At 58.7% G+C, this 22,397-nt stretch carries 19 protein-coding genes; 9 read left to right on the top strand and 10 right to left on the bottom strand.

The window, feature by feature from the left end:
- The first annotated feature begins 140 nt into the window (after positions 1-140).
- The 4 genes from H1Y61_RS17875 (at position 141) to H1Y61_RS17860 (ending at position 4,547) form a co-directional block, all read left to right on the top strand.
- Positions 141-1,673 (top strand): acyl-CoA carboxylase subunit beta, encoded by a 1,533-nt coding sequence (locus tag H1Y61_RS17875; RefSeq protein WP_180574906.1) that lies wholly within the window; start codon positions 141-143, stop codon positions 1,671-1,673.
- Positions 1,674-1,752: 79 nt separating this feature from the next.
- Positions 1,753-2,130 carry a hypothetical protein gene (locus H1Y61_RS17870; protein WP_174112667.1) on the top strand — a complete coding sequence of 126 codons (378 nt, stop codon included), beginning with the start codon at positions 1,753-1,755 and terminating at the stop codon, positions 2,128-2,130.
- A gap of 39 nt (positions 2,131-2,169) precedes the next feature.
- The gene (locus H1Y61_RS17865; RefSeq protein ID WP_174112670.1) at positions 2,170-2,544 is read left to right on the top strand and encodes a hypothetical protein; all 375 of its coding nucleotides are present in this window, start codon (positions 2,170-2,172) and stop codon (positions 2,542-2,544) included.
- Between the two features lie 2 nt (positions 2,545-2,546).
- Positions 2,547-4,547, top strand: a complete 2,001-nt coding sequence (locus tag H1Y61_RS17860; protein WP_180574905.1) for an acetyl-CoA carboxylase biotin carboxylase subunit — start codon at positions 2,547-2,549, stop codon at positions 4,545-4,547.
- 366 nt (positions 4,548-4,913) lie between these two features.
- Here H1Y61_RS17860 and H1Y61_RS17850 read toward each other — a convergent pair whose 3' ends face one another.
- The gene (locus H1Y61_RS17850; protein WP_087730169.1) at positions 4,914-5,183 is read right to left on the bottom strand and encodes a type II toxin-antitoxin system ParD family antitoxin; all 270 of its coding nucleotides are present in this window, start codon (positions 5,181-5,183) and stop codon (positions 4,914-4,916) included.
- 118 nt (positions 5,184-5,301) lie between these two features.
- Here H1Y61_RS17850 and scpA point away from each other — a divergent pair, with 118 nt between their 5' ends.
- The 5 genes from scpA to H1Y61_RS17825 all read left to right on the top strand — a co-directional run bounded on the left by scpA (position 5,302) and on the right by H1Y61_RS17825 (position 11,182).
- On the top strand, positions 5,302-7,440 hold the full coding sequence (scpA, locus tag H1Y61_RS17845; RefSeq protein ID WP_180574904.1) for a methylmalonyl-CoA mutase: 2,139 nt from the start codon (positions 5,302-5,304) through the stop codon (positions 7,438-7,440).
- Between the two features lie 104 nt (positions 7,441-7,544).
- Complete coding sequence (locus H1Y61_RS17840) at positions 7,545-8,009, top strand: MarR family winged helix-turn-helix transcriptional regulator (protein ID WP_180574903.1); 465 nt, start codon at positions 7,545-7,547, stop codon at positions 8,007-8,009.
- A gap of 4 nt (positions 8,010-8,013) precedes the next feature.
- A complete protein-coding gene (locus H1Y61_RS17835; RefSeq protein ID WP_180574902.1) occupies positions 8,014-10,089 on the top strand; it encodes an FUSC family protein in 2,076 nt (691 codons plus the stop codon).
- 5 nt (positions 10,090-10,094) lie between these two features.
- Complete coding sequence (locus tag H1Y61_RS17830; RefSeq protein ID WP_070147578.1) at positions 10,095-10,304, top strand: DUF1656 domain-containing protein; 210 nt, start codon at positions 10,095-10,097, stop codon at positions 10,302-10,304.
- Positions 10,301-11,182 carry an efflux RND transporter periplasmic adaptor subunit gene (locus H1Y61_RS17825; RefSeq protein ID WP_180574901.1) on the top strand — a complete coding sequence of 294 codons (882 nt, stop codon included), beginning with the start codon at positions 10,301-10,303 and terminating at the stop codon, positions 11,180-11,182. The genes H1Y61_RS17830 and H1Y61_RS17825 overlap by 4 nt, the downstream gene beginning before the upstream one ends.
- A 171-nt stretch (positions 11,183-11,353) precedes the next feature.
- Here H1Y61_RS17825 and H1Y61_RS17820 read toward each other — a convergent pair whose 3' ends face one another.
- The 9 genes from H1Y61_RS17820 to H1Y61_RS17780 all read right to left on the bottom strand — a co-directional run bounded on the left by H1Y61_RS17820 (position 11,354) and on the right by H1Y61_RS17780 (position 22,295).
- The gene (locus tag H1Y61_RS17820; RefSeq protein WP_156550400.1) at positions 11,354-12,196 is read right to left on the bottom strand and encodes a fumarylacetoacetate hydrolase family protein; all 843 of its coding nucleotides are present in this window, start codon (positions 12,194-12,196) and stop codon (positions 11,354-11,356) included.
- 44 nt (positions 12,197-12,240) lie between these two features.
- Positions 12,241-12,975 (bottom strand): SDR family oxidoreductase, encoded by a 735-nt coding sequence (locus H1Y61_RS17815; RefSeq protein WP_087730174.1) that lies wholly within the window; start codon positions 12,973-12,975, stop codon positions 12,241-12,243.
- A 214-nt stretch (positions 12,976-13,189) separates the two neighbouring features.
- Complete coding sequence (locus tag H1Y61_RS17810; protein WP_235680928.1) at positions 13,190-14,380, bottom strand: thioesterase domain-containing protein; 1,191 nt, start codon at positions 14,378-14,380, stop codon at positions 13,190-13,192.
- 146 nt (positions 14,381-14,526) lie between these two features.
- Positions 14,527-15,291: an NAD-dependent epimerase/dehydratase family protein gene (locus tag H1Y61_RS17805; RefSeq protein ID WP_180574900.1), complete on the bottom strand. Its 765-nt coding sequence runs from the start codon at positions 15,289-15,291 to the stop codon at positions 14,527-14,529.
- 137 nt (positions 15,292-15,428) lie between these two features.
- Entirely contained in the window at positions 15,429-16,304 is an 876-nt protein-coding gene (locus H1Y61_RS17800; protein ID WP_180574899.1) for an SMP-30/gluconolactonase/LRE family protein, read from the bottom strand.
- Positions 16,301-18,007: an ABC transporter ATP-binding protein gene (locus tag H1Y61_RS17795; protein ID WP_180574898.1), complete on the bottom strand. Its 1,707-nt coding sequence runs from the start codon at positions 18,005-18,007 to the stop codon at positions 16,301-16,303. Before H1Y61_RS17795 ends, H1Y61_RS17800 begins: the two co-directional genes overlap by 4 nt.
- Positions 18,008-18,016: 9 nt before the next feature.
- Positions 18,017-19,180 (bottom strand): ABC transporter permease, encoded by a 1,164-nt coding sequence (locus H1Y61_RS17790; protein ID WP_409068189.1) that lies wholly within the window; start codon positions 19,178-19,180, stop codon positions 18,017-18,019.
- Positions 19,177-20,160, bottom strand: a complete 984-nt coding sequence (locus tag H1Y61_RS17785; protein WP_012654022.1) for an ABC transporter permease — start codon at positions 20,158-20,160, stop codon at positions 19,177-19,179. The genes H1Y61_RS17790 and H1Y61_RS17785 overlap by 4 nt, the downstream gene beginning before the upstream one ends.
- A gap of 218 nt (positions 20,161-20,378) precedes the next feature.
- Complete coding sequence (locus tag H1Y61_RS17780) at positions 20,379-22,295, bottom strand: ABC transporter substrate-binding protein (protein WP_174112676.1); 1,917 nt, start codon at positions 22,293-22,295, stop codon at positions 20,379-20,381.
- Between the last annotated feature and the right edge of the window lie 102 nt (positions 22,296-22,397).

The following is a 22,397-nucleotide window of genomic DNA, read 5'->3' as shown; positions in this document are numbered from 1 at the left end:
GCACTCGGTCGCCATTGCGACCTAGCCCATTGGCTATCACGGTCCCGCCTCATAAAACGTCTTTTCTGCATGATACCTTAAGCCGATTCCGGTTTAAGCTTTTATGCTTTAAGGTCCGCGTGACAGAGGATGAGGATCACATGCCGACAATATTGGATCAGCTGGAAAGCCGCCGCGCCGAGGCCCGTTTTGGCGGTGGTGAAAAGCGGATTGACGCGCAGCATGCCAAGGGCAAGCTGACGGCGCGCGAGCGGATTGAGATCTTGCTCGATGAAGGCTCGTTTGAAGAATACGATATGTATGTCACCCATCGCTGCACGGATTTCGGCATGGATGGTCAGAAAGTTGCGGGCGATGGTGTCGTCACCGGCTGGGGCACGATCAATGGTCGGCAGGTCTATGTGTTTTCCCAGGATTTTACCGTGCTCGGCGGCTCGCTGTCGGAAACCCATGCCCAGAAAATCTGCAAGATCATGGATATGGCGGTCCGGGTCGGGGCGCCGGTGATCGGCATCAACGATTCGGGCGGGGCGCGCATCCAGGAAGGCGTGGCCTCGCTTGCTGGCTATGCCGAAGTGTTTCGCCGCAATGCCGAGGTGTCGGGCGTCATTCCGCAGATCTCTGTGATTATGGGGCCATGCGCGGGCGGCGCGGTCTATTCACCAGCGATGACCGATTTCATTTTCATGGTGCGTGACACGTCCTACATGTTCGTCACCGGCCCTGACGTGGTGAAGACCGTGACCAACGAAATCGTCACGGCGGAAGAGTTGGGCGGGGCGGGCACCCATACGAAGAAATCCTCGGTAGCGGACGGCGCTTTTGAAAACGATGTCGAAGCGCTGGAACAGGTGCGGCTGCTGTTTGATTTCCTGCCGTTGAACAACCGCGAAAAGCCGCCGAAACGGCCTTTCTACGATGATCCGGCCCGGCTTGAAATGCGGCTGGATACCCTGATCCCCGACAGTTCCACCAAGCCTTACGACATGAAGGAACTGATCCATGCGCTGGCTGACGAGGGCGATTTCTTCGAGCTTCAGGAGGCTTTTGCCAGGAACATCATTACCGGCTTCATCCGGCTGGAAGGCCAGACTGTCGGTGTGGTCGCTAACCAGCCGATGGTGCTGGCCGGCTGCCTGGATATCGACTCATCGCGCAAGGCGGCCCGTTTCGTGCGGTTTTGCGATGCCTTTTCCATTCCGATCCTGACGCTGGTGGATGTGCCGGGCTTTCTGCCTGGCGTGGCGCAGGAATATGGCGGCGTCATCAAACACGGTGCGAAGCTGCTGTTTGCCTATTCTGAGGCCACCGTGCCGATGGTGACATTGATTACCCGCAAGGCCTATGGCGGTGCCTATGACGTGATGGCCTCCAAGCATATTGGCGCTGACGTGAATTATGCCTGGCCGACAGCGGAAATCGCCGTGATGGGTGCCAAGGGCGCGACCGAAATTCTCTATCGGTCCGAACTTGGCGACCCTGAGAAGATCGCGGCGCGCACCAGGGAATATGAGGAGCGGTTTGCCAATCCGTTCGTGGCGGCGGAACGCGGCTTTATTGATGAGGTGATCATGCCGCATTCGTCACGCAAGCGCATCGCCCGGGCCTTTGCCTCGCTGCGGGGCAAGCAGGTTGCGACCCATTGGAAAAAACACGATACCATTCCGCTTTAAAAACGGGCCCACTTTGATAGCGGGTTCACTTCAACAACAAGATCGGACCTGTTCCGGCAGACAAGAAAGGGCGGCATGGATGTCCAAGGCCCCTGATATGACCAAGCACCGTGGATTTCCCTCCGGCATGCCCGGAACAGGTGTACAGTTTACCATTCGCCGGGCCAATCCCCGGGGCGTTACCCCCATCAAGACCATGCCGCGCAAGGCCTATCCAGGCACCAAGGAACACCGCATCGATGCGGCTTTCCTGCACGCGCTCTGGCATCACTTCGGCGCAGAACCCTTTGAGCGCGGCAATCTCGATGCGGCCCGGCTCAACCTGCTGTTTGGCCGCGAGGTGGTGGCGGTCGAAAAGGATTTCGATCCGCTGTCCTATGAAGCGATGCTGCGCATTGATGAGCGGGTGGCGCGGCACAGCTTTCCGGAATCCTTCGATGATGTATTTGAGGTGTGAGGCGATGGTTTCTCTTCTGTTTCAACCGGATGCTGCATGATGGTCAAAACCTCTGAGATGCCGAAGCATCGCGGCTTTCCGGCGGGCCTTCTCGGCACGCAATGGCAGTTCACGCTGCGGCGCGCCAATTCCAACGTGACAAAGCTCACCTCCATGCCGCGTCATCGCACCATGGACGAGACCGTGGCTTTGGCGGATATCGGTTTTGTGCGGGCGCTCTGGGAGTATTTTGGCGCGGAACCGTTCGAGCGCGGCAATCTGGATGGCGAGCGGCTGTGCCGTCTGTTTGGCCGGGAGCTTCTGGCTGCGGAGCGGGGTTTTGACCCGACCTCCTATACGGCCAAGCTGAAACTCAACGAAAAGCTGGCCCGTAAGAACTTTCCGCAGGCCTTTGATGACACGGCAGGGGTATGAATATGGCAATTTCCAAAATCCTGATCGCCAACCGTGGCGAAATCGCCTGCCGGGTGATCAAGACCGCCAAGCGGATGGGCATTGCCACGATCGCTGTGTATTCCGATGCCGATGCCAATGCGCTGCATGTCAAGCTGGCGGATGAGGCGGTGCATATCGGCCCGTCGCCCTCCAACCAATCCTATATCGTTATCGACAAGATCCTCGAGGCGATCAGGCAGACCGGCGCGGATGCCGTGCATCCCGGCTATGGGTTTCTGTCGGAAAATGCGGCCTTTGCCGAGGCGCTGGACAAGGCAGGCGTTGCCTTTATCGGTCCGCCGGTTGGCGCCATCAAGGCGATGGGCGACAAGATCACCTCCAAGAAGCTGGCGGCAGAGGCGGGGGTGTCCACCGTACCCGGCCATATGGGGCTGATTGCCGACGCAGAGGAAGCGGTCAAAATCGCTGCTCAGATCGGCTATCCCGTGATGATCAAGGCGTCCGCCGGTGGCGGTGGCAAGGGCATGCGCATCGCCTGGAACGATGCCGAGGCGCGTGAGGGTTTCCAGTCCTCCAAGAACGAGGCGATGAACTCGTTTGGCGACGACCGGATCTTTATCGAGAAGTTCGTTGACCAACCGCGCCATATCGAAATCCAGGTGCTGGGCGATAAGCATGGCAACGTGCTCTATCTCGGCGAGCGCGAATGCTCCATCCAGCGACGAAACCAGAAGGTGATCGAGGAAGCGCCATCGCCGTTTCTGGATGCGGACACCCGCAAGGCGATGGGCGAGCAGGCCGTAGCGCTGGCCAAGGCGGTTGGATATTATTCCGCCGGCACGGTGGAGTTTATCGTCGATGGCAATCGCAATTTCTACTTCCTGGAAATGAACACGCGCTTGCAGGTCGAGCATCCGGTAACAGAACTGATCACCGGGCTTGATCTGGTCGAGCAGATGATCCGTGTGGCGTCTGGCGAAACGCTGGCTTTTGCGCAAGCGGATGTGACGCTGACGGGCTGGGCGGTCGAAAGCCGGCTTTATGCCGAAGACCCCTATCGCAATTTCCTGCCGTCGATCGGCAGGCTTTCCCGCTACCGTCCGCCAAGTGAAGGCCAGCAAGCCGATGGTACGGTGGTCCGCAACGATACCGGGGTGTTCGAGGGCGGGGAAATCTCGATGTATTACGATCCGATGGTTGCCAAGCTGTGTACGTGGGGGCCTGACCGGATCACTGCCATCGATGCGATGAGTGCGGCGCTGGACCGGTTTGAAGTCGAGGGCATTGGCCATAACCTGCCGTTTCTGTCGGCGGTGATGCAGCATCCGCGCTTTCGCTCCGGCAAGATTACCACGGCCTTCATCGCCGAGGAGTTTCCGGAGGGCTTTGCCGGGGTCGAGCCGGATGAAACGGCGGGTCGGACGCTGGCCGCCATTGCAGCCCTTGTCCACCAGCGGCGCGAGGCCCGTGCCGCGCAGGTCTCCGGCACCATGGGCAATCATGCCCGCACCATTGGCCGTGATTGGGTGGTGGAGCTGGCAGAGCGGCATTATCCGCTGACGCTTCCGGCTGATCCCGGCAGTCTGATGTTTGCCGATGGCAGCGTGCTCGCGGTCGACGGTGTTTGGCAGCCTGGGCAGACGCTGGCGATTTTTGCCGTCGATGGTCAAAGCATCGCGGTTAAAATTGACCTCAAGGGACCTGCTATCCGCCTGCGCTGGCGGGGCATGGATGTTGTGGCGCATGTCCGCAGCCCGCGCGCCGCCGAGCTTGCCCGGCTTATGCCCCGGAAATTACCGCCCGACACGTCAAAAATGCTGCTGTGCCCGATGCCAGGCGTGGTGACAGGCATTGCGGTTGCCGAAGGGGACGCTGTGGAGGCCGGTCAGGCGCTGGCGACGGTGGAGGCGATGAAGATGGAAAACATCCTGAAGGCCGAGCGACGCGGCGTGGTGAAGAGGCTGGTTGCCAAGGCTGGCCAAAGCCTCGCCGTGGACGAACTGATCATGGAATTCGAGTGATGGGCGAATGTGCTTTTGGCCAAAGATCGGGCGTCATCACCCAGTCGCGCCAGCATATGTCTCTGATGGTCCTGCCCGCCGAAAAAGATGGCCAGGATCTGGACCTGGTTTTTAACCTCATCCACTTTGAAATAGATGATCGCACGGTTTTTCGTCACATGGCGCAAGTCAAGCGAAATGTGTGGCAACACTGTTCCCTGAAAGGGCGCATGGACCAGCGCCTTCAAATCATCGTCGATCGCTTGAAGACGCGCCGAGGCGCGATCGAAGGCTTCCTGTATCGCGTCTCCGAAAGACAAATAGGCTTCGACAAGGTGATCGAAGATCAGGTCAAGATCTCGATTGCTGGCGGCAGACCGCACCAAATCAAAGGCCATAGAAAGACTTTTTGGCAGCGATCATCTGCTGGATTGTCCGGCTGCTTTCCTCGGCGTTCAGGAACGGACCTTTGCTGCGCTCGTCGATCAGCGCGCGCAATGCCTGAACTTCCGCCTCTTTCATCTCTGTTTCCTCCCGCAGCAGCTCAAGACCTCGCTGCACGACGGCGCTCAGGCTTGAATACCGCCCGTCTTCCACAAGCTTGCGGGCAAATTTGTCTTGCTGGTCGGAGATGGAAACCGAGGCTTTCACGGACATGGGGACAGGCTCCTCAGGAGTTAGCTGTTAAAAATACTACTCAGTCGCATTAAAATCAAGCTGAACGGAGAGGCGCTTTCATGTCGTCTTTCGTCTGCAAGGGTGGAGGGATTAATCGATGTCGAAGAAGACGGTTGCAGATTGGCAGTCGCTTGCCGAAAAGGAGTTGAAGGCCAATACGGACAGCCTGACTTGGCAGACGCCGGAAGGCATTGCCGTCAAGCCGCTTTATACGGCAGACGATCTTGCCGGCATGGACCATCTCGATAGCCTGCCGGGCTTTGCACCCTTCACCCGTGGGCCACGCGCGACGATGTATGCCGGGCGGCCCTGGACCATTCGCCAATATGCCGGGTTTTCCACGGCGGAAGCCTCCAATGCCTTTTACAAGCGCAATCTGGCGGCTGGACAGAAGGGGCTTTCCGTCGCCTTCGATCTAGCCACGCATCGCGGTTATGACAGTGACCATCCCCGTGTTGAGGGCGATGTCGGCAAGGCGGGCGTGGCGATCGATAGTGTCGAGGATATGAAAATCCTGTTCGACGGCATTCCGCTTGATCAGATGTCGGTGTCGATGACGATGAATGGCGCGGTCATTCCGATATTGGCGAGCTTCATTGTGGCGGGCGAAGAACAGGGTGTGTCGCGGGATAAATTGTCGGGCACCATTCAGAACGATATCCTGAAGGAGTTCATGGTCCGCAACACCTATATCTATCCGCCGGAACCTTCGATGCGGATTGTTGCTGACATTATCGACTACACCGCCCGGGAGATGCCGAAGTTCAACTCCATCTCGATCTCCGGCTATCACATGCAGGAGGCGGGCGCGACGCTGGTGCAGGAATTGGCCTTCACGCTGGCTGATGGCCGCGAATATGTGCGGGCAGCGCTGGCCAAGGGCCTGGATGTCGATGCCTTCGCAGGCCGGCTGTCGTTCTTCTTTGCCATTGGTATGAATTTCTTTATGGAAGCGGCAAAACTGCGGGCCGCCCGGCTGCTGTGGACCCGGATCATGCAGGAGTTTAACCCCCAAAAACCTGCCTCGCTGATGCTGCGTACCCATTGCCAAACGTCAGGCGTGTCGCTGGCCGAGCAGGACCCGTATAATAACATTGTCCGTACCGCATTTGAGGCGATGTCGGCGGTGCTGGGTGGTACGCAATCGCTGCATACCAATTCCTTTGATGAAGCCATTGCGCTTCCCACCGAGTTCTCCGCGCGCATTGCCCGCAATACCCAACTGATCTTGCAGCATGAAACCGGCGTGACCAAGGTGGTCGATCCGCTGGCTGGCTCTTACTATGTCGAAAGCCTGACCAAGGAACTGGCGGATGCGGCCTGGGCGCTGATCGAAGAAGTGGAAGGTCTGGGTGGCATGACCAGGGCGGTGGCTGACGGTCTGCCCAAACGCCTGATCGAGGAGGCCGCCACCCGCCGCCAGGCGGCTGTGGACCGCCGCGAGGAAGTGATCGTTGGCGTCAACAAATACCGGCTGGAAACCGAAGACGAGATCGACATTCTCGATATCGACAATGCCACTGTCCGTCTTGGCCAGATCAAGCGTCTTGAAGACACCAAGCGCCGCCGGGATGCAAAAGCGGTGGAGGCGAGCCTTCAGGAACTGACCCGCATTGCCAAAACCGGAGAGGGCAATCTTTTGGCTGCCGCCGTTGATGCCGCCCGCGCCCGCGCCACCGTGGGCGAAATATCGGATGCCATGCGGTCTGTGTTTGGCGATCACATCGCCGTGCCCAAAGTGGTATCCAGGGTTTACGGCGACCGCTATCAGGACGACCCCGAATATCAGACGCTTGTCGGTCAGTTATCGGATTTTGCCACAGTGCTGGGGGGCAAGCCAAAGATCATGGTGGCCAAGCTTGGCCAGGATGGCCATGACCGGGGTGCCAAAGTCATTTCCTCGGCGTTTGGCGATATCGGCTTTGATGTCATCGCCGGTCCGCTGTTCCAAACGCCGGAAGAAGCCGCCGATTTGGCCGTCAGCCACAAGGTGCAGGTCGTCGGCATGTCCTCGCTGGCGGCAGGCCATAAAACGCTTGCGCCACAACTGGTTGCCGCACTCAAGGCCAAAGGCGCGGAAAACATCATCGTCGTGGTTGGCGGTGTGATCCCAAGACAGGACTATCAATTCCTCCTCGACCACGGCGTCGCAGCCGTCTTCGGTCCCGGAACAAACGTGCTGGAGGCCGCCCGCGCCGTCATCAATCTCATGCAGGGCCGGTTGCGAAACCAGTAAGACCACGCTTGAGGCGCGGGCTCTTTTTGGAAAGCACAGGGTTGTGGGTATTATTTTTATCAAAATAGTTTGAATACTAATTATATCCGTGCTATTTAGAGGTCATGAACAATGATCTCGACACCCGCAGACGTTTGACCAGTCAGCTGTTTTCGGCCGCGCGCCTCTGGCGCCGGACGATCGATGTGATCCTGGCCGAGCATGGAATTTCCGAGGCTTGCGCTTCGCCTTTGGTGTGGATCGGACGCCTGGGGGGCGGTATTCGCCAGATCAGCCTTGCCGAACATGTCGGCATTGAAGGGCCTTCGCTGGTGCGGCTGCTGGATCAGCTTGAATCCTCGGGAATGGTCATGCGCAAGGACGATCCCACCGACAGACGGGCCAAGGGCCTTTGGCTGACGCCGGAAGGCACGCGCATGGCAGCACGGATAGAAGCGGTGCTGGACGAGGAAAGGGCAGGGGTCTTCGAAGGAATTTCCCAAGCGGATCTAGAAACCACTCTGCGCGTTTTGATGGAGTTCCAGCAGCGCTGCGTCGATCTGCGGGTGAGCCGGGACAAGAAGGACTAGGTCGATGGTCGCACCAACCTGGAGAGACTGGGTGTTTTCCGGCAAGGCTTTTGCGGCTGCCATGCTGGCCCTTTATCTTGCCCTGATGTTTGATCTGTCGCGCCCCTATTGGGCTGTTTCGGCTGTCTATATTGTTTCCAATCCTTTTGCGGGTGCCACCAAGTCCAAGGCGCTATACCGCGTGCTTGGAACGCTTCTGGGTGCAAGCGCTGCGGTTTTGTTCGTGCCGGTTTTCGTCAATGCGCCGGAGCTTTTATCTCTGGTCGTGGCGCTTTGGACCGGAACGCTGTTGTTTTTGTCGATGTTGGACCGTTCGGCGCGTGCCTATGTTTTCATGCTGGCCGGTTACACGCTGCCGCTGATTGCCTTGCCCAGCGTCAGTGATCCCGGCGGCGTTTTCGATGTTGCGCTGGCGCGGTCCGAGGAAATTACCCTGGGCATTCTATGCGCCACGCTTGTCAATCAAGTAGTGTTTCCCTCCAGCATCGGTCGCTTGTTTGGGGACAGGATCAATGTCTGGCTGGCCGATGCTGGTGCCTGGGCCGAAGATATCTTACGCGGCGAAGGTGCGACACCGTCCACGCCGCTGAAACGCCAGCAATTGGCCTCTGATGTGTCCAGTCTTGACCTGATGATCAGTCAGTTGAGTTATGATCCGGGAACAAAGGATGTCGTTGGTCAGGCGCGGGAGCTTCGCGGCCGGCTTTTGATGCTACTGCCAGTGTTTTCCTCGCTGGCAGACCGCCTGCACGCGATCAAACAGCAATCCGGTCTGGATGACACCCTCATCGCCCTTCTCCATGATGTCGCCGATTGGTTCAAGCTTGGCGGTGGGGTCGAAACGGAAAAGGCGGGTGCCAGCCTGCTGGGGCGGATCGACGCCTTGCAGACGCAAGATAAGCCGCATGGCTGGGACGGCCTCGTCATGTCGAGCCTGCTGACCCGGCTGAAGGATGTCGTCGAACTCTGGCAGGATTGCCTGACGCTGCGCGATCACATCGCCAGCGGTGGCCATGCGGCGGAGACTTTGCCGCTCCTGCACACGCGACGTATCTTGGCAGGCTCACGGCATTTCGACCATGCACTGCTGGCCATGAAAGTGGCCGTCGTGGTGGTGGGCATTCTGTTGGCCTGCGCATTCTGGATTGCCAGCGGTTGGAGCCAGGGCGCGAGTTTCGTTTCCATGGTCGCGGTTTCCTGCTCGTTTTTCGCAGCCCAGGACCGGCCTGCGCCGATGATCCGCAAAATGCTGATCTGGACGGCCCTGTCGATTGTGGTGGCCTTTGTCTATCTCTTTGCCATTCTTCCGGTCGTCACGTCCTTCGAAATGCTGGTACTGACGTTGGCGCCGATGTTCCTGTTCATAGGCTTGAAGATGAGCAATCCGCAAATGGGGATGTTTTTCATGCTGCTGGCGGTCAACAGCGCCACGCTGATCGCCATTCAGGACCAGTATTCCGCCGATCTGACCAGCTTTGCCAATGGCGGGCTGGCGACCTTGCTCGGCCTCGGTTTCGCCCAGCTCTGGGTCACCGTTGCACAGCCTTTCGGGGCTGAACTGGCGGCTCGCCGACTGATGAAGTCGGGATGGCGCGATCTTGCCGAAACGGCTTCCGGATCACGGTCGGGAGATGTTGACCGCCTTTCCAGCCGCAGTCTCGACCGGCTTGGGCAGCTTGTCCCGCGGTTGGCGGCATTGAATGTGCGCGATCTCGGCGATGTCGATGGCTTTGCCGATGTCCGGCTTGGGTTCAACGTGGTGACGCTGCAACAACAGCGGTCGTCGCTTGGGCAGGAAAGCGGCACGCTCATCTCACAGGTTCTGGCTGGCATTGCAGACCATTATCGGCGTCGGTTGAAGCTTGGTGGGTCAGGGTCGGCGCAGCCGCAATTGCAGGACACCATCGACCGGGCGCTCGAGACGGTCATGCGCAACGAGGGCGATGTCGGGCGCCGTGTGACCGACGCGTTGGTCGGCCTCAGGCGCGTGCTGTTTGGTCAATCGCCACCGCCAAGCCTTTCCCCGCAGGCTGGTGATTTGCAGTCCGGCCCCCACCAACTTTCTTTCGCAGCAGAGTAACGTCAATGCCGACCGAATTCGATATTTATGGCGTCTATATCCCGCGCCTTTTCGTGGTGATGCTGATCGCGTTGCTGATCAGCATGGTGATCCGCAAGCTGCTGGCCTGGATGGGCGCCTATGGGCTCATCTGGCATCGTGGGCTTTTCGATGTTGCACTCTTTGTCCTGCTGACGGCAGGTCTTTCCTTTCTAACACGCTGGTTTGTCTCATGACGATGTTGAAATCTCTCGGTAGGGTTGTTGTAACCCTGGTTGTCGTTGTTGCCGCGCTTTTTGCCGGCTATCACCTCTGGGTCTATTATATGGAAGAGCCGTGGACGCGCGACGGGCGGGTTCGCGCCGATGTCGCTGAGATTGCCCCTGATGTCACCGGCCCCGTCAGCGAGGTGCTGGCGAAGGACAACGGGACCGTGCGTAAGGGCGATGTTCTGTTCAAGGTCGATGCAAAACGGTTCGAACTGGCGCTGGAGCAGGCGCAGGCCGATCTCGATCAGGCGAAATCCTCGCTGGATGAGGCTGTCCGCGAACGCCAACGTGAAGAGCGGCTTGGCGATTCCGCTTCGGCACAGGCGCGCGACAAGGCTGTCTCTGCTCAGGAACAGGCCCAGGCTTCCTATAACAAGGCCCTTGCCAGCCGCGATGTTGCCAAGCTGGATCTGGATCGCACCGAAGTCAAATCTACCGTTAACGGCACGGTGAGCAATTTCTCTCTTCAGGTCGGCGATTTCGTCAATAGAGGCACGGCTACGGTGGCTGTCGTTAACACCGATACCTTGCGGGTCGAGGCCTATTTCGAGGAAAGCAAATTGCAGCGCATTCGTGAAGGCGACCGGGCCTCCGTACGGATCATGGGACAAAAAACCGTGCTGACTGGCCGGGTGGAAAGCATGGCGACCGGCATCCAGGACCGCGAGCGCGATTCAAGCTCCGGCCTGCTGGTCAATATTACCCCGACATTCAACTGGGTCCGGTTGGCGCAGCGCGTGCCTGTGCGCATTCATCTCGAAAATGTGCCTGATGGTACAAGGCTGATCTCGGGCCTGACGGCCACAGTGGACATCCAACCGGAAGCGCAGGCTGGTCAGAAGTAGCGATACTGCATAGTTCCTTCAACCGATTCCGGTTTGCGTCATTATCCAGTAAGCCGCAGCGACCTCTGATATCTTGAGCCTCGGCATTTTTATTGCCGAGGCCGATATACTGCTGACGGCAAGCCTGTGGTGATTCGCACCGAACCACGAGGTTGCAAGGACCACAAAACCCTAGATATCGGCGATGAATGCCTGTTTCTGGGTGCCGAGACCTTCGATGCCCAGCTCAACCACATCGCCAGCCTTCAGGAAGCGTGGTGGTTTCATGCCCAGGCCGACGCCGGGCGGCGTGCCGGTGGAAATAACATCGCCGGGATGCAGGCTCATGAACTGGCTGAGATAGGACACGAGAAAGGCGACGCCGTAGACCATGGTCTTGGAGGAGCCGTCCTGCATGGTCTCGCCATTGACGGTCAGCCACATTTTCAGGTTCTGTGGATCGGCAATCTCGTCCTTGGTGACCAGCCAGGGGCCGATCGGGCCGAATGTGTCGCAGGATTTACCCTTGGTCCATTGACCGGCCCGTTCGGTCTGGAAGGCGCGCTCGGACACGTCATGGGAAACGCAGTAGCCTGCGACATAGTCCATGGCATCTGCCTCGGACACATATTTCGCCGTCTTGCCGATGACGACGCCAAGTTCGACTTCCCAATCGGTTTTTTCCGAACCGCGGGGGATCAATACCTCGTCATTAGGACCGCAAATCGCTGAAGTCGCCTTCATGAAGATCACCGGTTCGGGCGGAACGGTTGCTCCTGTCTCTGCGGCATGGTCGGAATAGTTGAGGCCGATGCAGATGAACTTGCCGGTGCCGGATACGCAGGCGCCGATCCTGCCGGGCGCAAGTTCCGGCAGCGTTGCGGGATTGAGCGCTGCCAGTTGCGACAGCCCCTCCGGCGAAATCGCCGCGCCGCCGATATCGGTGACATGGGCGGAGAGATCGCGGATTTTGCCATCGCTATCGAGAAGGGCTGGTTTTTCCTGGCCAATCGGGCCAACGCGCATCAGTTTCATCGGATGTTTCCTTTCATGTTTCGAAGTATTTTCTTGGAAATGCCCTAAATCGACCAGCCGCCGTCGATGGCATAGGCCTGTCCCGTCGTATAGGTGGCGCCAGCCAGATAGACGGCCAGATCGGCGATCTCTTCCGGCGTGCCGATCCGCCCAATCGGCTGGCGGGCGATGAAGGCGGCGCGGGCCGCTTCATAATCGCCTTGCGCCTTCAGCCTGTCCTGAAGCGAAGGGCTTTCCACCGTGCCGGGGCAAATGGCGTTACAGCGGATGCCCTTGGCGACATATTCTGCGGAGACGGATTTGGTCAGGCCGATCACGGCGGCCTTGGTGATCGAATAGGCGCAGCGGTTGGCAACGCCTTTGACGCTGGAGGCGACCGAAGACATATTGATGATCGCGCCATCGCCTTTTTCGATCATCGCAGGCAGCACGGCACGGATGGTGCGCACCATGGCATGCACATTGAGGTCGAAGGCAAAGTCCAGTTCGTCGTCCTTCATGTCGAGGACCGAGCCGGCATGAACGAAACCAGCGCAATTGAACAGCACGTCGAAGGGACCGGTTTCGGCAATCACCGCCTTGACCTCGTCGTCCTTCAAAACGTTGAGCCGGCGTGTGGTGATACCAGCCTCCGCTTCCAGGCTGGCCAGCGCCTGCTCGTTGATGTCAGTGGCGACGACCGTGGCGCCGGCGCGGGCAAAGGCCAAGGCGCTGGCCCTGCCTATGCCCTGGCCAGCGGCTGTTATCAGCACCTTTTTATGATCAAGAGACGACGACATTGGGTTTTCCTCCTGGGGTTCGGGCAGCCTTTAAGGGGACGAAGGGGTTGGGCTTTTGGTGCACGAACCACTCGTCTTCCTATCGATACCACCGGATTATTGCAGAATTTCCGCCTGATCCTCTTCCATTTCAAGGGGAAATTGTAATGTATAAATAATGCATTACGGGGAATGCGCGATGAACTATAGGTCGCTGGACGGTGTAAGGTCAAGCTTACTTGGCGCACTGATCTGAAGGACATCTGAGGCATTCGTCCAACCGCCAATCCAGGTCGCGAGCGAGTGTTTCGGCATTGCGGCCAATCACGATACTCTGGTGATTGCCGCGCATGTCGATCCACTCGGCGCCCGGCAAGAAAGCCTCCCATATGGTCTTCGGATCGCAATCAATCGGTGAACCACCAAGGGCGCGATAGAATGTCAAACGACCGGTATAAAGTCGTGGCCGGTAGAGCCCCTTCATTCTCAAAAGCTGACGGGCCATTCGATCATAGCTGGGAGGGTAATTACCGATCCATTGCGGCGCCATCGTCGGATAGTCGGGGTGACGGGGATCGCGGAAGCGAAACAGAAATGGGCGGAAATAGGCGGCAATGCCAGCGGCTCGGGTGGCCATCTTTGTCCATCGGGTGCTGATGGGAAGACCTCCATCACGTCTGGTGTGCCGGTCAGGCGGTATGGCGGTCGGGTCAAGCCGGGGCTTTGCGGTCCTCAGCCGCCGCGTCAAGCGTTTCAGCATGAACCGCGACCAGACGGTTAGCGGCCAGATATACTCGCTTTGGGGTGTGTCGATCAGGCCAAGAAAGGCGACATCCTGGCCACTGTCTTTCAATGCTCTCGCCAGTTCAAGCGCCAAAACTCCGCCGAAGGAATAGCCCATCAAACAATAGGGACCGGGAATGCTCGCCTCTCGAACGGCTGTGAGACAGGTGCGAATTTCATCCTCGACAACAGCCGGGTCACGACTGGTGTTATCGAAGGGCGTCAGGGACATGCCAAGAATCCGGCCCGGAAAGTGCAATCGTTGAATGAAGTCCTGTATTTCCAGAAAACAGCTCAAGCCTCCGGCAAAAACGATCAATGTCTTGTCCGTGGAACCCTTCCTGATTTCGATAATCTTTGGCAGGTTCAAATAGGCCCCATTCTCGATGGCACGGGCAAGCGCCTGCGGACTTGGCCAGAGATAGAAACTGTTGACATCCAGTTCTATTGAGGTTTCCCGCCAGAAACGGTCAATGATGCGCAAGGCCCGGTTGATGGTCAGACCGTCTTCCAGCAGATTGTCGTCGGGCGACACAGCACGTTTCAATTCCTGGCGACAGAGATCGACCAGCAATGCCGTGACATTCATACGAACAGCCCGTTGCCGGCCCAAATCGTCTTCATTTACGATCCTCGCAGACATGATCTCGATATCCTTCACCTTCAGGTGAAGAGGATAGTGAGGACAATCACGACGAAGCCACTATGCCTCGTCATGGTCTATCTACGACATTATGCCGTTAATGAGAGCGGATTTCACCAAAAAAGTCAGACAAAGAGGCGCTGCGTTTAGTTTTGTGGCAGGGGGGCTTCGGCAAATGGTCCGCCCAGCAGGGGACCGATGATCTCGCTTTCGCGGCCCCGGTCCATCGGCGCGTCCTGTGACCGGTCCTGCGCTTTCCAGCCGAGCTTATCGGCGTCGCTACTCACCATGCAGCCGCGATCGTTGTCGGAGACGCCGTATACCATCAGGCAGCCGAGCGTCTCGACCTTGAAGGCGCGATCGACGAGACGGGTCAGGTCATCGGCACTGATCCATGTGGTGAGCATGCGGGGGCTGCGCACCGTATCGAAGCAGGAGCCGATTCGCACGGATACCGATTGAATGCCGCATTTGTCGTGATAGGTGCGGGCCAGCAACTCGCCATAGGCCTTGGACAGGCCGTAGAAACTGTCGGGCAGCATTGGCGCGGTCTCATCGATTGGCGCCCCGAACGGGTGTAAGCCGACCACATGGTAGGAACTGGCCAGCACGATACGCGGGACGCCAAGGCGTCGGGCGGCTTCGAATATGTGATAGGTGCCGCGAATATTGGCATTGAGCACGGTTTCGAACGACGCCTCATTGGCCATGCCGCCGAGATGGATGATGCCGTCCACACCTTGCATGACGGTGCATATCGCATCGAAATTGCCGAGATCGGCACCTTTGATGCCCCGGGCCGCATTGTCATGCAGGTCGCTCAACACCAGGTCATAGCCAAGCGCGGATAGGCGCGGTGCAAGCGTGGTGCCGATATTGCCGGCGGCACCGGTGATCAGGAGACGGGTCATCAAACACTCCTTGCCTAGAGTCTGTCTCCCAAAAGTGGTTTCCGGTTTTGGGGTAAAGACATGCGTATAAACAAAAACCTAAAGCACATTCTATGAGAGCGATTAAGCGGAAAGTGCTTTAGGTCAAATGGCAGGGCTCAAGCGATATAGCCGTCCGGTTTGCGCCCAGCTACCGGCAGATCGACCGCAAAGACCAGGCCCGCGAACGCATTGCCTTCTCCCCCCGGTTTCAGGCTGGTGATGAAAGCCGTTCTGAAATCCGGCCCGCCAAAGGTGATATTGGTCGGATTGGTGGTGGGCACATGGATGACCATATCGGGGCGGCCTTTGGGATCAAGTCGCAGCACGCGCCCGCTGTCGGAGGCGGCGATCCAGTAAAAACCGTCCTCGTCCACCGCTGCGCCATCCGGGCGCCCGCCGATCTCGGACAGGTCCGCGAAGAGCTGTGGGGGCTCCAGTGGCATGCCATCACTGTCAAGCTCAATGGTCCAGACGCTAGCAAGGGTGGGATGGCTGTCAGACACATAAAGACGCTTGCCATCGGGCGAAAAGGCAAGACCGTTCAAGGTGCGAAAGCCGTCGCGCACCACGCGAACCTGCCCTTTGTCGATGCAGAAAAGCCGCCCGAGATGGGCACGATGCGGCTCTATACTGCCGCACCAGAAGCGCCCAGCCGGATCGGCGATGCCGTCATTCATACGAGTTCCGGGCATGCGTGTGTCGGGCGAGGCCGTGAAAGGAGAATGCAGCAGTTCCCGGTTCAGTCGATCGCCATCCAGCGAGAGATATTCGAACCCGCGTGAGGTTCCCGCAATAAAGCCATCACCGCATGGTGCGATGGAGGCAAGCGCGCCATCCAGCACCCAGCGTTTCAAGCTGGCAACTTGCGGATCGAAGCGCAGCAGGCCGCCTGCCTCGATGTCGCAATACCAGAGCGCGTCACCATGCCATAGCGGGCTTTCTGCCACGGTGACGGCTGGAATATCAAGCGGTTGCGCGGTAAATTCTCTCATTGCACCCCCATCGCCTGCGGCATGATCAGCGGTTTGCGCCGTCTCGACATATCGGGCTGCGGCACTGAGGCGATCAGCTTTTGGGTATAGGGATGCTGCGGCCGCAGGCAGATGTCGTCGGCATCGCCCATTTCGACGATTTTGCCCTTTTGCATCACCGCCACCCGGTCGCAGAAATAGCGCACAACGGTAATGTCATGGCTGATGAAGATGAAGCTGATGCCAAGCTCGGCGCGCAATTCCGCCAGCAGATCCAGCACCTGATGGCGCAGCGACACGTCCAGCGCCGAGGTTGGCTCATCGGCGATAATCAGCCGTGGATTGGGCGCGATAGCGCGGGCGATGGAAATACGCTGACGCTGGCCACCCGAAAAGGCATGCGGATAGCGGTTGATGGCATTGGTTGGCAGGCCAACGCGGTCGAGCAGATATTCCACCCGCTCCCGCATCTGGGTGGTGGTCAGGCCCATCATCCGCATCGGCTCGGCGATGGTTTCAAACACCGTCATGCGCGGATTGAGCGAAGAATGTGGGTCCTGAAACACCATGCGCATTTCCGTATAGAGATGACGCATGGTGTTGCGCGATGCTTTGGCGATGTCAACGTCCTGACCCCGAGCATCGGCATAATGCACATGGCCAGCTGTGGGCTTGTAGATTTGCAGCATGGTGCGGCCAAGCGTGGTCTTGCCCGATCCGCTTTCTCCGACGATCCCAAGGGTTTCGCCGGGTGCCAGGGTCAGGCTGACCCCGTCGATAGCCTTGACGCCGAACGTCTGCTTCACCCCCCAGCGGCGGCGCGAGCCGAATTGCAAGTGCAGGTCGGAAACCTCCATCAGCGGCTTGGCGGCGGCAGGCAGCGTGCGCCTGGGAAGGGGCGTTTCCAGCTTCAGCACGGCACCCAGAAGCGCTGCTGTATAGGCGGCAGCCGGGCGGCGCAAAACTTGTTCGGCCAGCCCTTCCTCGACCTTTTCCCCACGATACATCACCATCACCCGATCGGCGATCTCGGCTACCACGCCGATGTCATGGGTGATGAACAGCACGGCCATGCCGCGCTCACGCTGAAGCGAGACGATCAGGTCGAGAATCTCGGCCTGGGTGGTGACGTCGAGCGCCGTGGTCGGCTCATCGGCAATCAGCAGGCGTGGATTGCACGACAGCGCCATGGCGATCATGGCACGTTGGCGCATGCCGCCGGAATATTCGAAGGGATAGCGGTCGATGGCCGTTTCCGGATCGGGAATGCGCACCTGGCGCAACAGGTCGATGGCGCGGACGCGCGCCTCAGCCTTGTCCATCTTCTCATGCAGCAGGATCGCTTCGGTGATTTGTTCGCCGATCCGGTGCACCGGTGACAGCGAGGTCATCGGCTCCTGAAAGATCATGGCGATCTGGCCGCCTCGGATCGATTGCATGTCCTGGCTGGAGGATTTGAGCTTGGCGATGTCGCGGTCAGCCTTGCCGTTTTCACCAGCGAGAAGGATCTCACCTGACGTCAGCCGGCCCGGATCGGCCAGCAGCTTCAGAATGGCGCGAGCGGTAACGCTTTTGCCCGATCCGCTTTCGCCCAGCACGCAAAGGGTTTCGCCTTCATAGACATCGAAGGAGACATTGCGGACGGCCTGGATCACCTGGCGATGCACGGGAAATTCGACGCTGAGGTTCTTGACCTGCAAGAGGGGCTTTACGTTCGATGTCATGGAGTTACCTCATGCATAGGGATCGGCTGCATCGCGCAGGCCGTCGCCAAGGAAGTTCAGGCTGAGGACTGCGACCACCACCGCCACACCGGGCGCCAGCAGCCACGGTGCCTGGGTCAGCGCCCGCAGGTTTTGGGCATCCTGAAGCAGCACGCCCCAGCTGACGATGGGCGGTTGCAGGCCAAGGCCCAGGAAGCTTAGCGATGTCTCGGCAAGGATCATCGTCGGGATTGCCAGTGTCACGGCGGCGATGATGTGGCTGGTGAAGGAAGGCATCATATGACGTCCGATCACCCGCATTTCGCTGGCGCCGTCCAGCCTTGCGGCGGTGACGAAATCCTCGGTGCGCAAGGACAGGAAGCGGCCTCGCACCACCCGCGCCATTTCTGTCCAGCCGATCAGCGAAAGAATGACAAGGATGACGAAATAGACCTTGAGCGACGACCAGTCCTTGGGCATGGCGGCGGCCAGCCCCAGCCACAGCGGAATGGTCGGAATGGAGCGAATAAACTCGATGGTGCGCTGGATGACGCTATCGATCATCCCGCCGAAATAGCCGGATATGCCGCCCAGGATCAGGCCGATCACCAGACTGAGAAACACACCGATCAGGCCAATCGACATGGAAATCCGTGTGCCATAGATGACGCGCGATAAGAGATCGCGGCCAAGCCGGTCGGCACCCAGAATATAGAAAGGCTTGGTATGATCGAGCGGGCCGATGAAGTGCAGATTGGTGGTGAACAGGCCCCACATGTCATAGCTTTCGCCGCGGGCAAAAAACTCGATGGGGATGATCGCATTGTCATCCACCTGGAAAACCCGGGTGAAAGATTTGGGATCGACGACATTTTTGTAGCCCTTCACATGCGGCAGGAATTTGCCATCGTGAAACAGGCTGATCGGCTGTGGCGGCGCGAATGTATATTGCGGCTTGAAGGTCGTCGGCAGGGTTGGGGACAGGAATTCTGCGAAGATCGCCAGAAAATAGATCGCCGCCGTGGCGATCAGGCCGATCATTGCCAGCTTGTGGCGGCGAAACTTGAACCACATCAACGCCCATTGCGAGGAGACCACCATGCGGTCGCCGGTCGTCTGATTGTCCAGCAAGGGGTCGTTCGGCGTGCCAGCGCCTGTCGTGGCTTGGGGCAGGGGGGAAGATGTTACGCTCATGTCAGACGAATCCTTGGATCGACGATGGCAAGCAGAATGTCGGACAGCAGCGTGCCGACCAGGACCAGGCCACCGGTCATCAGCAGGAAGGCGCCGGCCAGGTACATGTCCTGGGATTTCAGCGCCTGCAAAAGAAGAGGTCCGGCGGTGGGCAGGTTCATCACAGTGGAGACGATCAACTCGCCGGAAATCAGGGTCGGCAATACCCAGCCGACGGTGGAAATGAACGGATTGATGGCGACGCGCACCGGATACCGCAGGATCGCCCGCCTTTCCGGCAGCCCCTTGGCAAGGGCTGCTTCCACATAGGGCTTTCGCAATTCGTCAAGCAGATTGGCGCGCATGACGCGGATCAGTGCCGCCGTGCCGCTGGCCCCCAGAATGATCACGGGGATCCAGACATGCTTGAGAAAATCCCCGATCCGGGCCAGTGACCAGGGGGCATTGGCGAATTCCGGCGAGAACAGCCCGCCGACGCTCTGGCCGAAGTGAATGGTCGCCACATACATCAACAGGATGGCCAGCAGGAAATTCGGGATCGCCATGCCGATAAAACCCAGCAGGGTGAAGAGGTAGTCGCCAGGAGAATATTTACGCACGGCGGAGTAGATGCCGATCGGCAGGGCCGTGAGCCAGACGAACATCAGCGTGATAAAGGCGACCAGCGCCGTCATGCCCATCCGCTGCATCACCAATTGGCTGACAGGCTGGTTCCACTCGAAGGAATAGCCGAAATCGCCATGCATCACGCCGCCAATCCAGTGGACATATTGCAGTACGACCGGCTCGCCGATGCCATAGCGCTGGCGCAGGGTCTCCAACTGGGCAGGAGACATGGTATCGCCGGTTTCAGCCGCCTGGGCGGCCAGCGTCGAGACAAAATCGCCGGGCGGCAACTGGATCACCACGAAGGTCAGAAGCGAAATGGCAAACATCGCTGGGATCATACCCAGCACGCGCAATGTGATGAACCGTAACATCGACGATCCTTTCCGGGGTCTTGCGTTCCTGTCCGTTGAGATCGGCAGGGGGAGGCGGTGTGACCAAAAGCTTTGTCTTCGGGGCGCCGGACGAGCAGCGCAAGGTTGGGCAAGCGCCACACGGACGACGCCCCGAAGTCGGTAGGAGCTCACTTTGAGTTTGCCTTAGGAAAAGTGGAAACCGGCTTTCCCGAAAAGACAAACGAAAACAAAAGGCTCTAGTTCTGGATGAACCATTGCTCGGTATTGCTGGGCGCCGGGCTTGGATAGACCCAGGAGGTCGGCGCATTGTTCATCACGTTGTGCAGGTTCTTGGCCTTGACGGCGAAGCCAGCGGGCGGTGTCGAAATCGCAATCGTGTAGAACTGGTCGGCGGCGATATCGAGAATCTGCTGGAACAGCGCCGTCTGCTTGGCCTGATCGGTGGTACCCTTGATCTGGTTATAAAGATCCCACTGTTTCTTGACCGGCTCCGGCGGCTCTTCTCCACCTTGCATTTTCAGGTAAGCCTTGCCCCAGGCGACCGCATAGTTGGATTCAATCGAGACCGGCATATAGAGGCGCGGATCAAGCAGGGCATCGACGCCATACCCTTCACCGGTCCACAGTGCCACGTCATGGTCGTTATTGTTCTTGACCTCGTAAAACCGTGTGCGGTCCATCGACTGGAAGCGTGCATCCACGCCAACAGCCTGCCAGTAGCGAATGACCAGTTCGGCAACATCGCCCCAGTTGGAAAGCGCCGCAGGCGTGATGACGGTAAAGGTCAGGCGCTTGCCATCAGGGCGAAGCCGGAAGCCATCGGCATCCTTCTTGTCGAGACCGATACTGTCGAGCAGCTTGTTGGCCTTGTCAGGGTCGTAATCGAGATATTGATGCGCCAGCCGGTCATTGGCGTAGAGGGTGTTTTCGTTTGGCGCCACCTGTTTCGGCTGCGTCAGGCCCAGATAAATCGCATCGATGACCGATTTGCGATCAATGGCAATGCTCATCGCCACCCGGAAATCCTTGTTGCCGAAGATCTTGCGCATCTCCGGGTCCTTATGGGTCATGTTGAAGGAAAAGGACGTGTCCGCACCCTGACCGGTAATCCGGTCGATCAACTCGTAACCACCCTTATCCGCGCCTTCGTTCAAGACTGGACGGTTCTGGTTCACGCCGATATGGCGTTCCTGATAGTTGATCTTGCCGGCAATCGCCGCCAGAAGCACGGTTTGAACATCCGAATTGACGCTGTAGCGGGCGCCATCGAGATAAGGAAGCTGGTTGCCCGCCGGATCGACCTTCCAGTAATAGGGATTGCGCTCGAACGTCACCTGCGTTGCGCCGGACACATAGGGGTCCTTGATTTTCCAGGGGCCGAGCACGGGCATGTCTGGATTGCGCCAGCGCTGTACCTGCTCGATTTCCAATCCGCATTTATTGGTCAAATGCTCGACCCAGCTGGCATCACCGGCATCCTTTGCCAGCTTTTCGGCATCCGGATTGAATTTCGGCATGAACTGGCTGCAATATTGCTTCGACATCAGCGTCAACTGCGTGCCGAACACGCCCGCGACATTCATGAGGAACAGGCCGTTCGGGCCGGAGAATTTGATGGTGACGCTGGTCGGGCTGTTGACGGTCGCCACCGGCAGCTTGCCCCCCACCAGCATCCAGGCGGGCTTGGCCGGAAACAGCTTGTCGTCGGGAAGCACGTCATTGACCATGAAGGCGATGTCTTCGGCGGTGAAATCCATGCCGTTCGACCATTTCATGCCCTTGCGCAATTCGAAGGTGAAGGTCGTGGCATCATCGCTGGCTTTGTAGGAGGTGGCGACATTGGGAATGATCTTGCCCGACCATTCCCGGTCCCAGGCCATCAGCGGCTCGTAGCCCGTCAGCTTGGCCAGTGCGTTGCGGTCATTGCCGCCCACCAATCCGCCGGTCTGGTAGCCGCCATAGACGCCGACCCGGTCCACCATGTCCTCAACGCGTGGATTTTCCGGCAGACGTTTTTCGACCGGTGGCAATTTGCCTTCCTTGACCAGCGCATCAAGCTGTGGAGCCTGATGATAGTCCTGGGCAATCGCCATGACCGGCACGCCCACCAGTGCGGCAAGCGCCACTGTGGCAAGCAGTTTTCTGGTCTTCATCGTGTTTTTCCTCCCGAAGAAATATCTTTTATGATGGGCTGAAGTCGCTTTGCTGCATTCGCCAGCTGATAAGAACAGACGCTCCCGGGCCTATCCTGTTGG

It is taken from the genome of Agrobacterium vitis (assembly GCF_013426735.1).
In the GTDB taxonomy this organism is placed as follows: Bacteria; Pseudomonadota; Alphaproteobacteria; order Rhizobiales; family Rhizobiaceae; genus Allorhizobium; species Allorhizobium vitis_D.
This window is presented reverse-complemented; position numbering and strand designations above follow the sequence as displayed.

What these genes read in the sequence shown, in the direction of transcription:
- H1Y61_RS17860 (WP_180574905.1), top strand. Translation starts at nt 2,547, where the DNA reads ATGGCAATTTCCAAAATCCTGATCGCCAACCGTGGCGAAATCGCCTGC.
- H1Y61_RS17830 (WP_070147578.1), top strand. Translation starts at nt 10,095, where the DNA reads ATGCCGACCGAATTCGATATTTATGGCGTCTATATCCCGCGCCTTTTC.
- H1Y61_RS17790 (WP_409068189.1), bottom strand. Translation starts at nt 19,180, where the DNA reads ATGAGCGTAACATCTTCCCCCCTGCCCCAAGCCACGACAGGCGCTGGC.
- H1Y61_RS17850 (WP_087730169.1), bottom strand. Translation starts at nt 5,183, where the DNA reads ATGTCCGTGAAAGCCTCGGTTTCCATCTCCGACCAGCAAGACAAATTT.
- H1Y61_RS17805 (WP_180574900.1), bottom strand. Translation starts at nt 15,291, where the DNA reads ATGACCCGTCTCCTGATCACCGGTGCCGCCGGCAATATCGGCACCACG.
- H1Y61_RS17835 (WP_180574902.1), top strand. Translation starts at nt 8,014, where the DNA reads ATGGTCGCACCAACCTGGAGAGACTGGGTGTTTTCCGGCAAGGCTTTT.
- H1Y61_RS17800 (WP_180574899.1), bottom strand. Translation starts at nt 16,304, where the DNA reads ATGAGAGAATTTACCGCGCAACCGCTTGATATTCCAGCCGTCACCGTG.
- H1Y61_RS17780 (WP_174112676.1), bottom strand. Translation starts at nt 22,295, where the DNA reads ATGAAGACCAGAAAACTGCTTGCCACAGTGGCGCTTGCCGCACTGGTG.
- H1Y61_RS17785 (WP_012654022.1), bottom strand. Translation starts at nt 20,160, where the DNA reads ATGTTACGGTTCATCACATTGCGCGTGCTGGGTATGATCCCAGCGATG.
- H1Y61_RS17820 (WP_156550400.1), bottom strand. Translation starts at nt 12,196, where the DNA reads ATGAAACTGATGCGCGTTGGCCCGATTGGCCAGGAAAAACCAGCCCTT.
- scpA (WP_180574904.1), top strand. Translation starts at nt 5,302, where the DNA reads ATGTCGAAGAAGACGGTTGCAGATTGGCAGTCGCTTGCCGAAAAGGAG.
- H1Y61_RS17865 (WP_174112670.1), top strand. Translation starts at nt 2,170, where the DNA reads ATGGTCAAAACCTCTGAGATGCCGAAGCATCGCGGCTTTCCGGCGGGC.
- H1Y61_RS17840 (WP_180574903.1), top strand. Translation starts at nt 7,545, where the DNA reads ATGAACAATGATCTCGACACCCGCAGACGTTTGACCAGTCAGCTGTTT.
- H1Y61_RS17870 (WP_174112667.1), top strand. Translation starts at nt 1,753, where the DNA reads ATGTCCAAGGCCCCTGATATGACCAAGCACCGTGGATTTCCCTCCGGC.
- H1Y61_RS17795 (WP_180574898.1), bottom strand. Translation starts at nt 18,007, where the DNA reads ATGACATCGAACGTAAAGCCCCTCTTGCAGGTCAAGAACCTCAGCGTC.
- H1Y61_RS17815 (WP_087730174.1), bottom strand. Translation starts at nt 12,975, where the DNA reads ATGTCGTCGTCTCTTGATCATAAAAAGGTGCTGATAACAGCCGCTGGC.
- H1Y61_RS17825 (WP_180574901.1), top strand. Translation starts at nt 10,301, where the DNA reads ATGACGATGTTGAAATCTCTCGGTAGGGTTGTTGTAACCCTGGTTGTC.
- H1Y61_RS17810 (WP_235680928.1), bottom strand. Translation starts at nt 14,380, where the DNA reads ATGTCTGCGAGGATCGTAAATGAAGACGATTTGGGCCGGCAACGGGCT.
- H1Y61_RS17875 (WP_180574906.1), top strand. Translation starts at nt 141, where the DNA reads ATGCCGACAATATTGGATCAGCTGGAAAGCCGCCGCGCCGAGGCCCGT.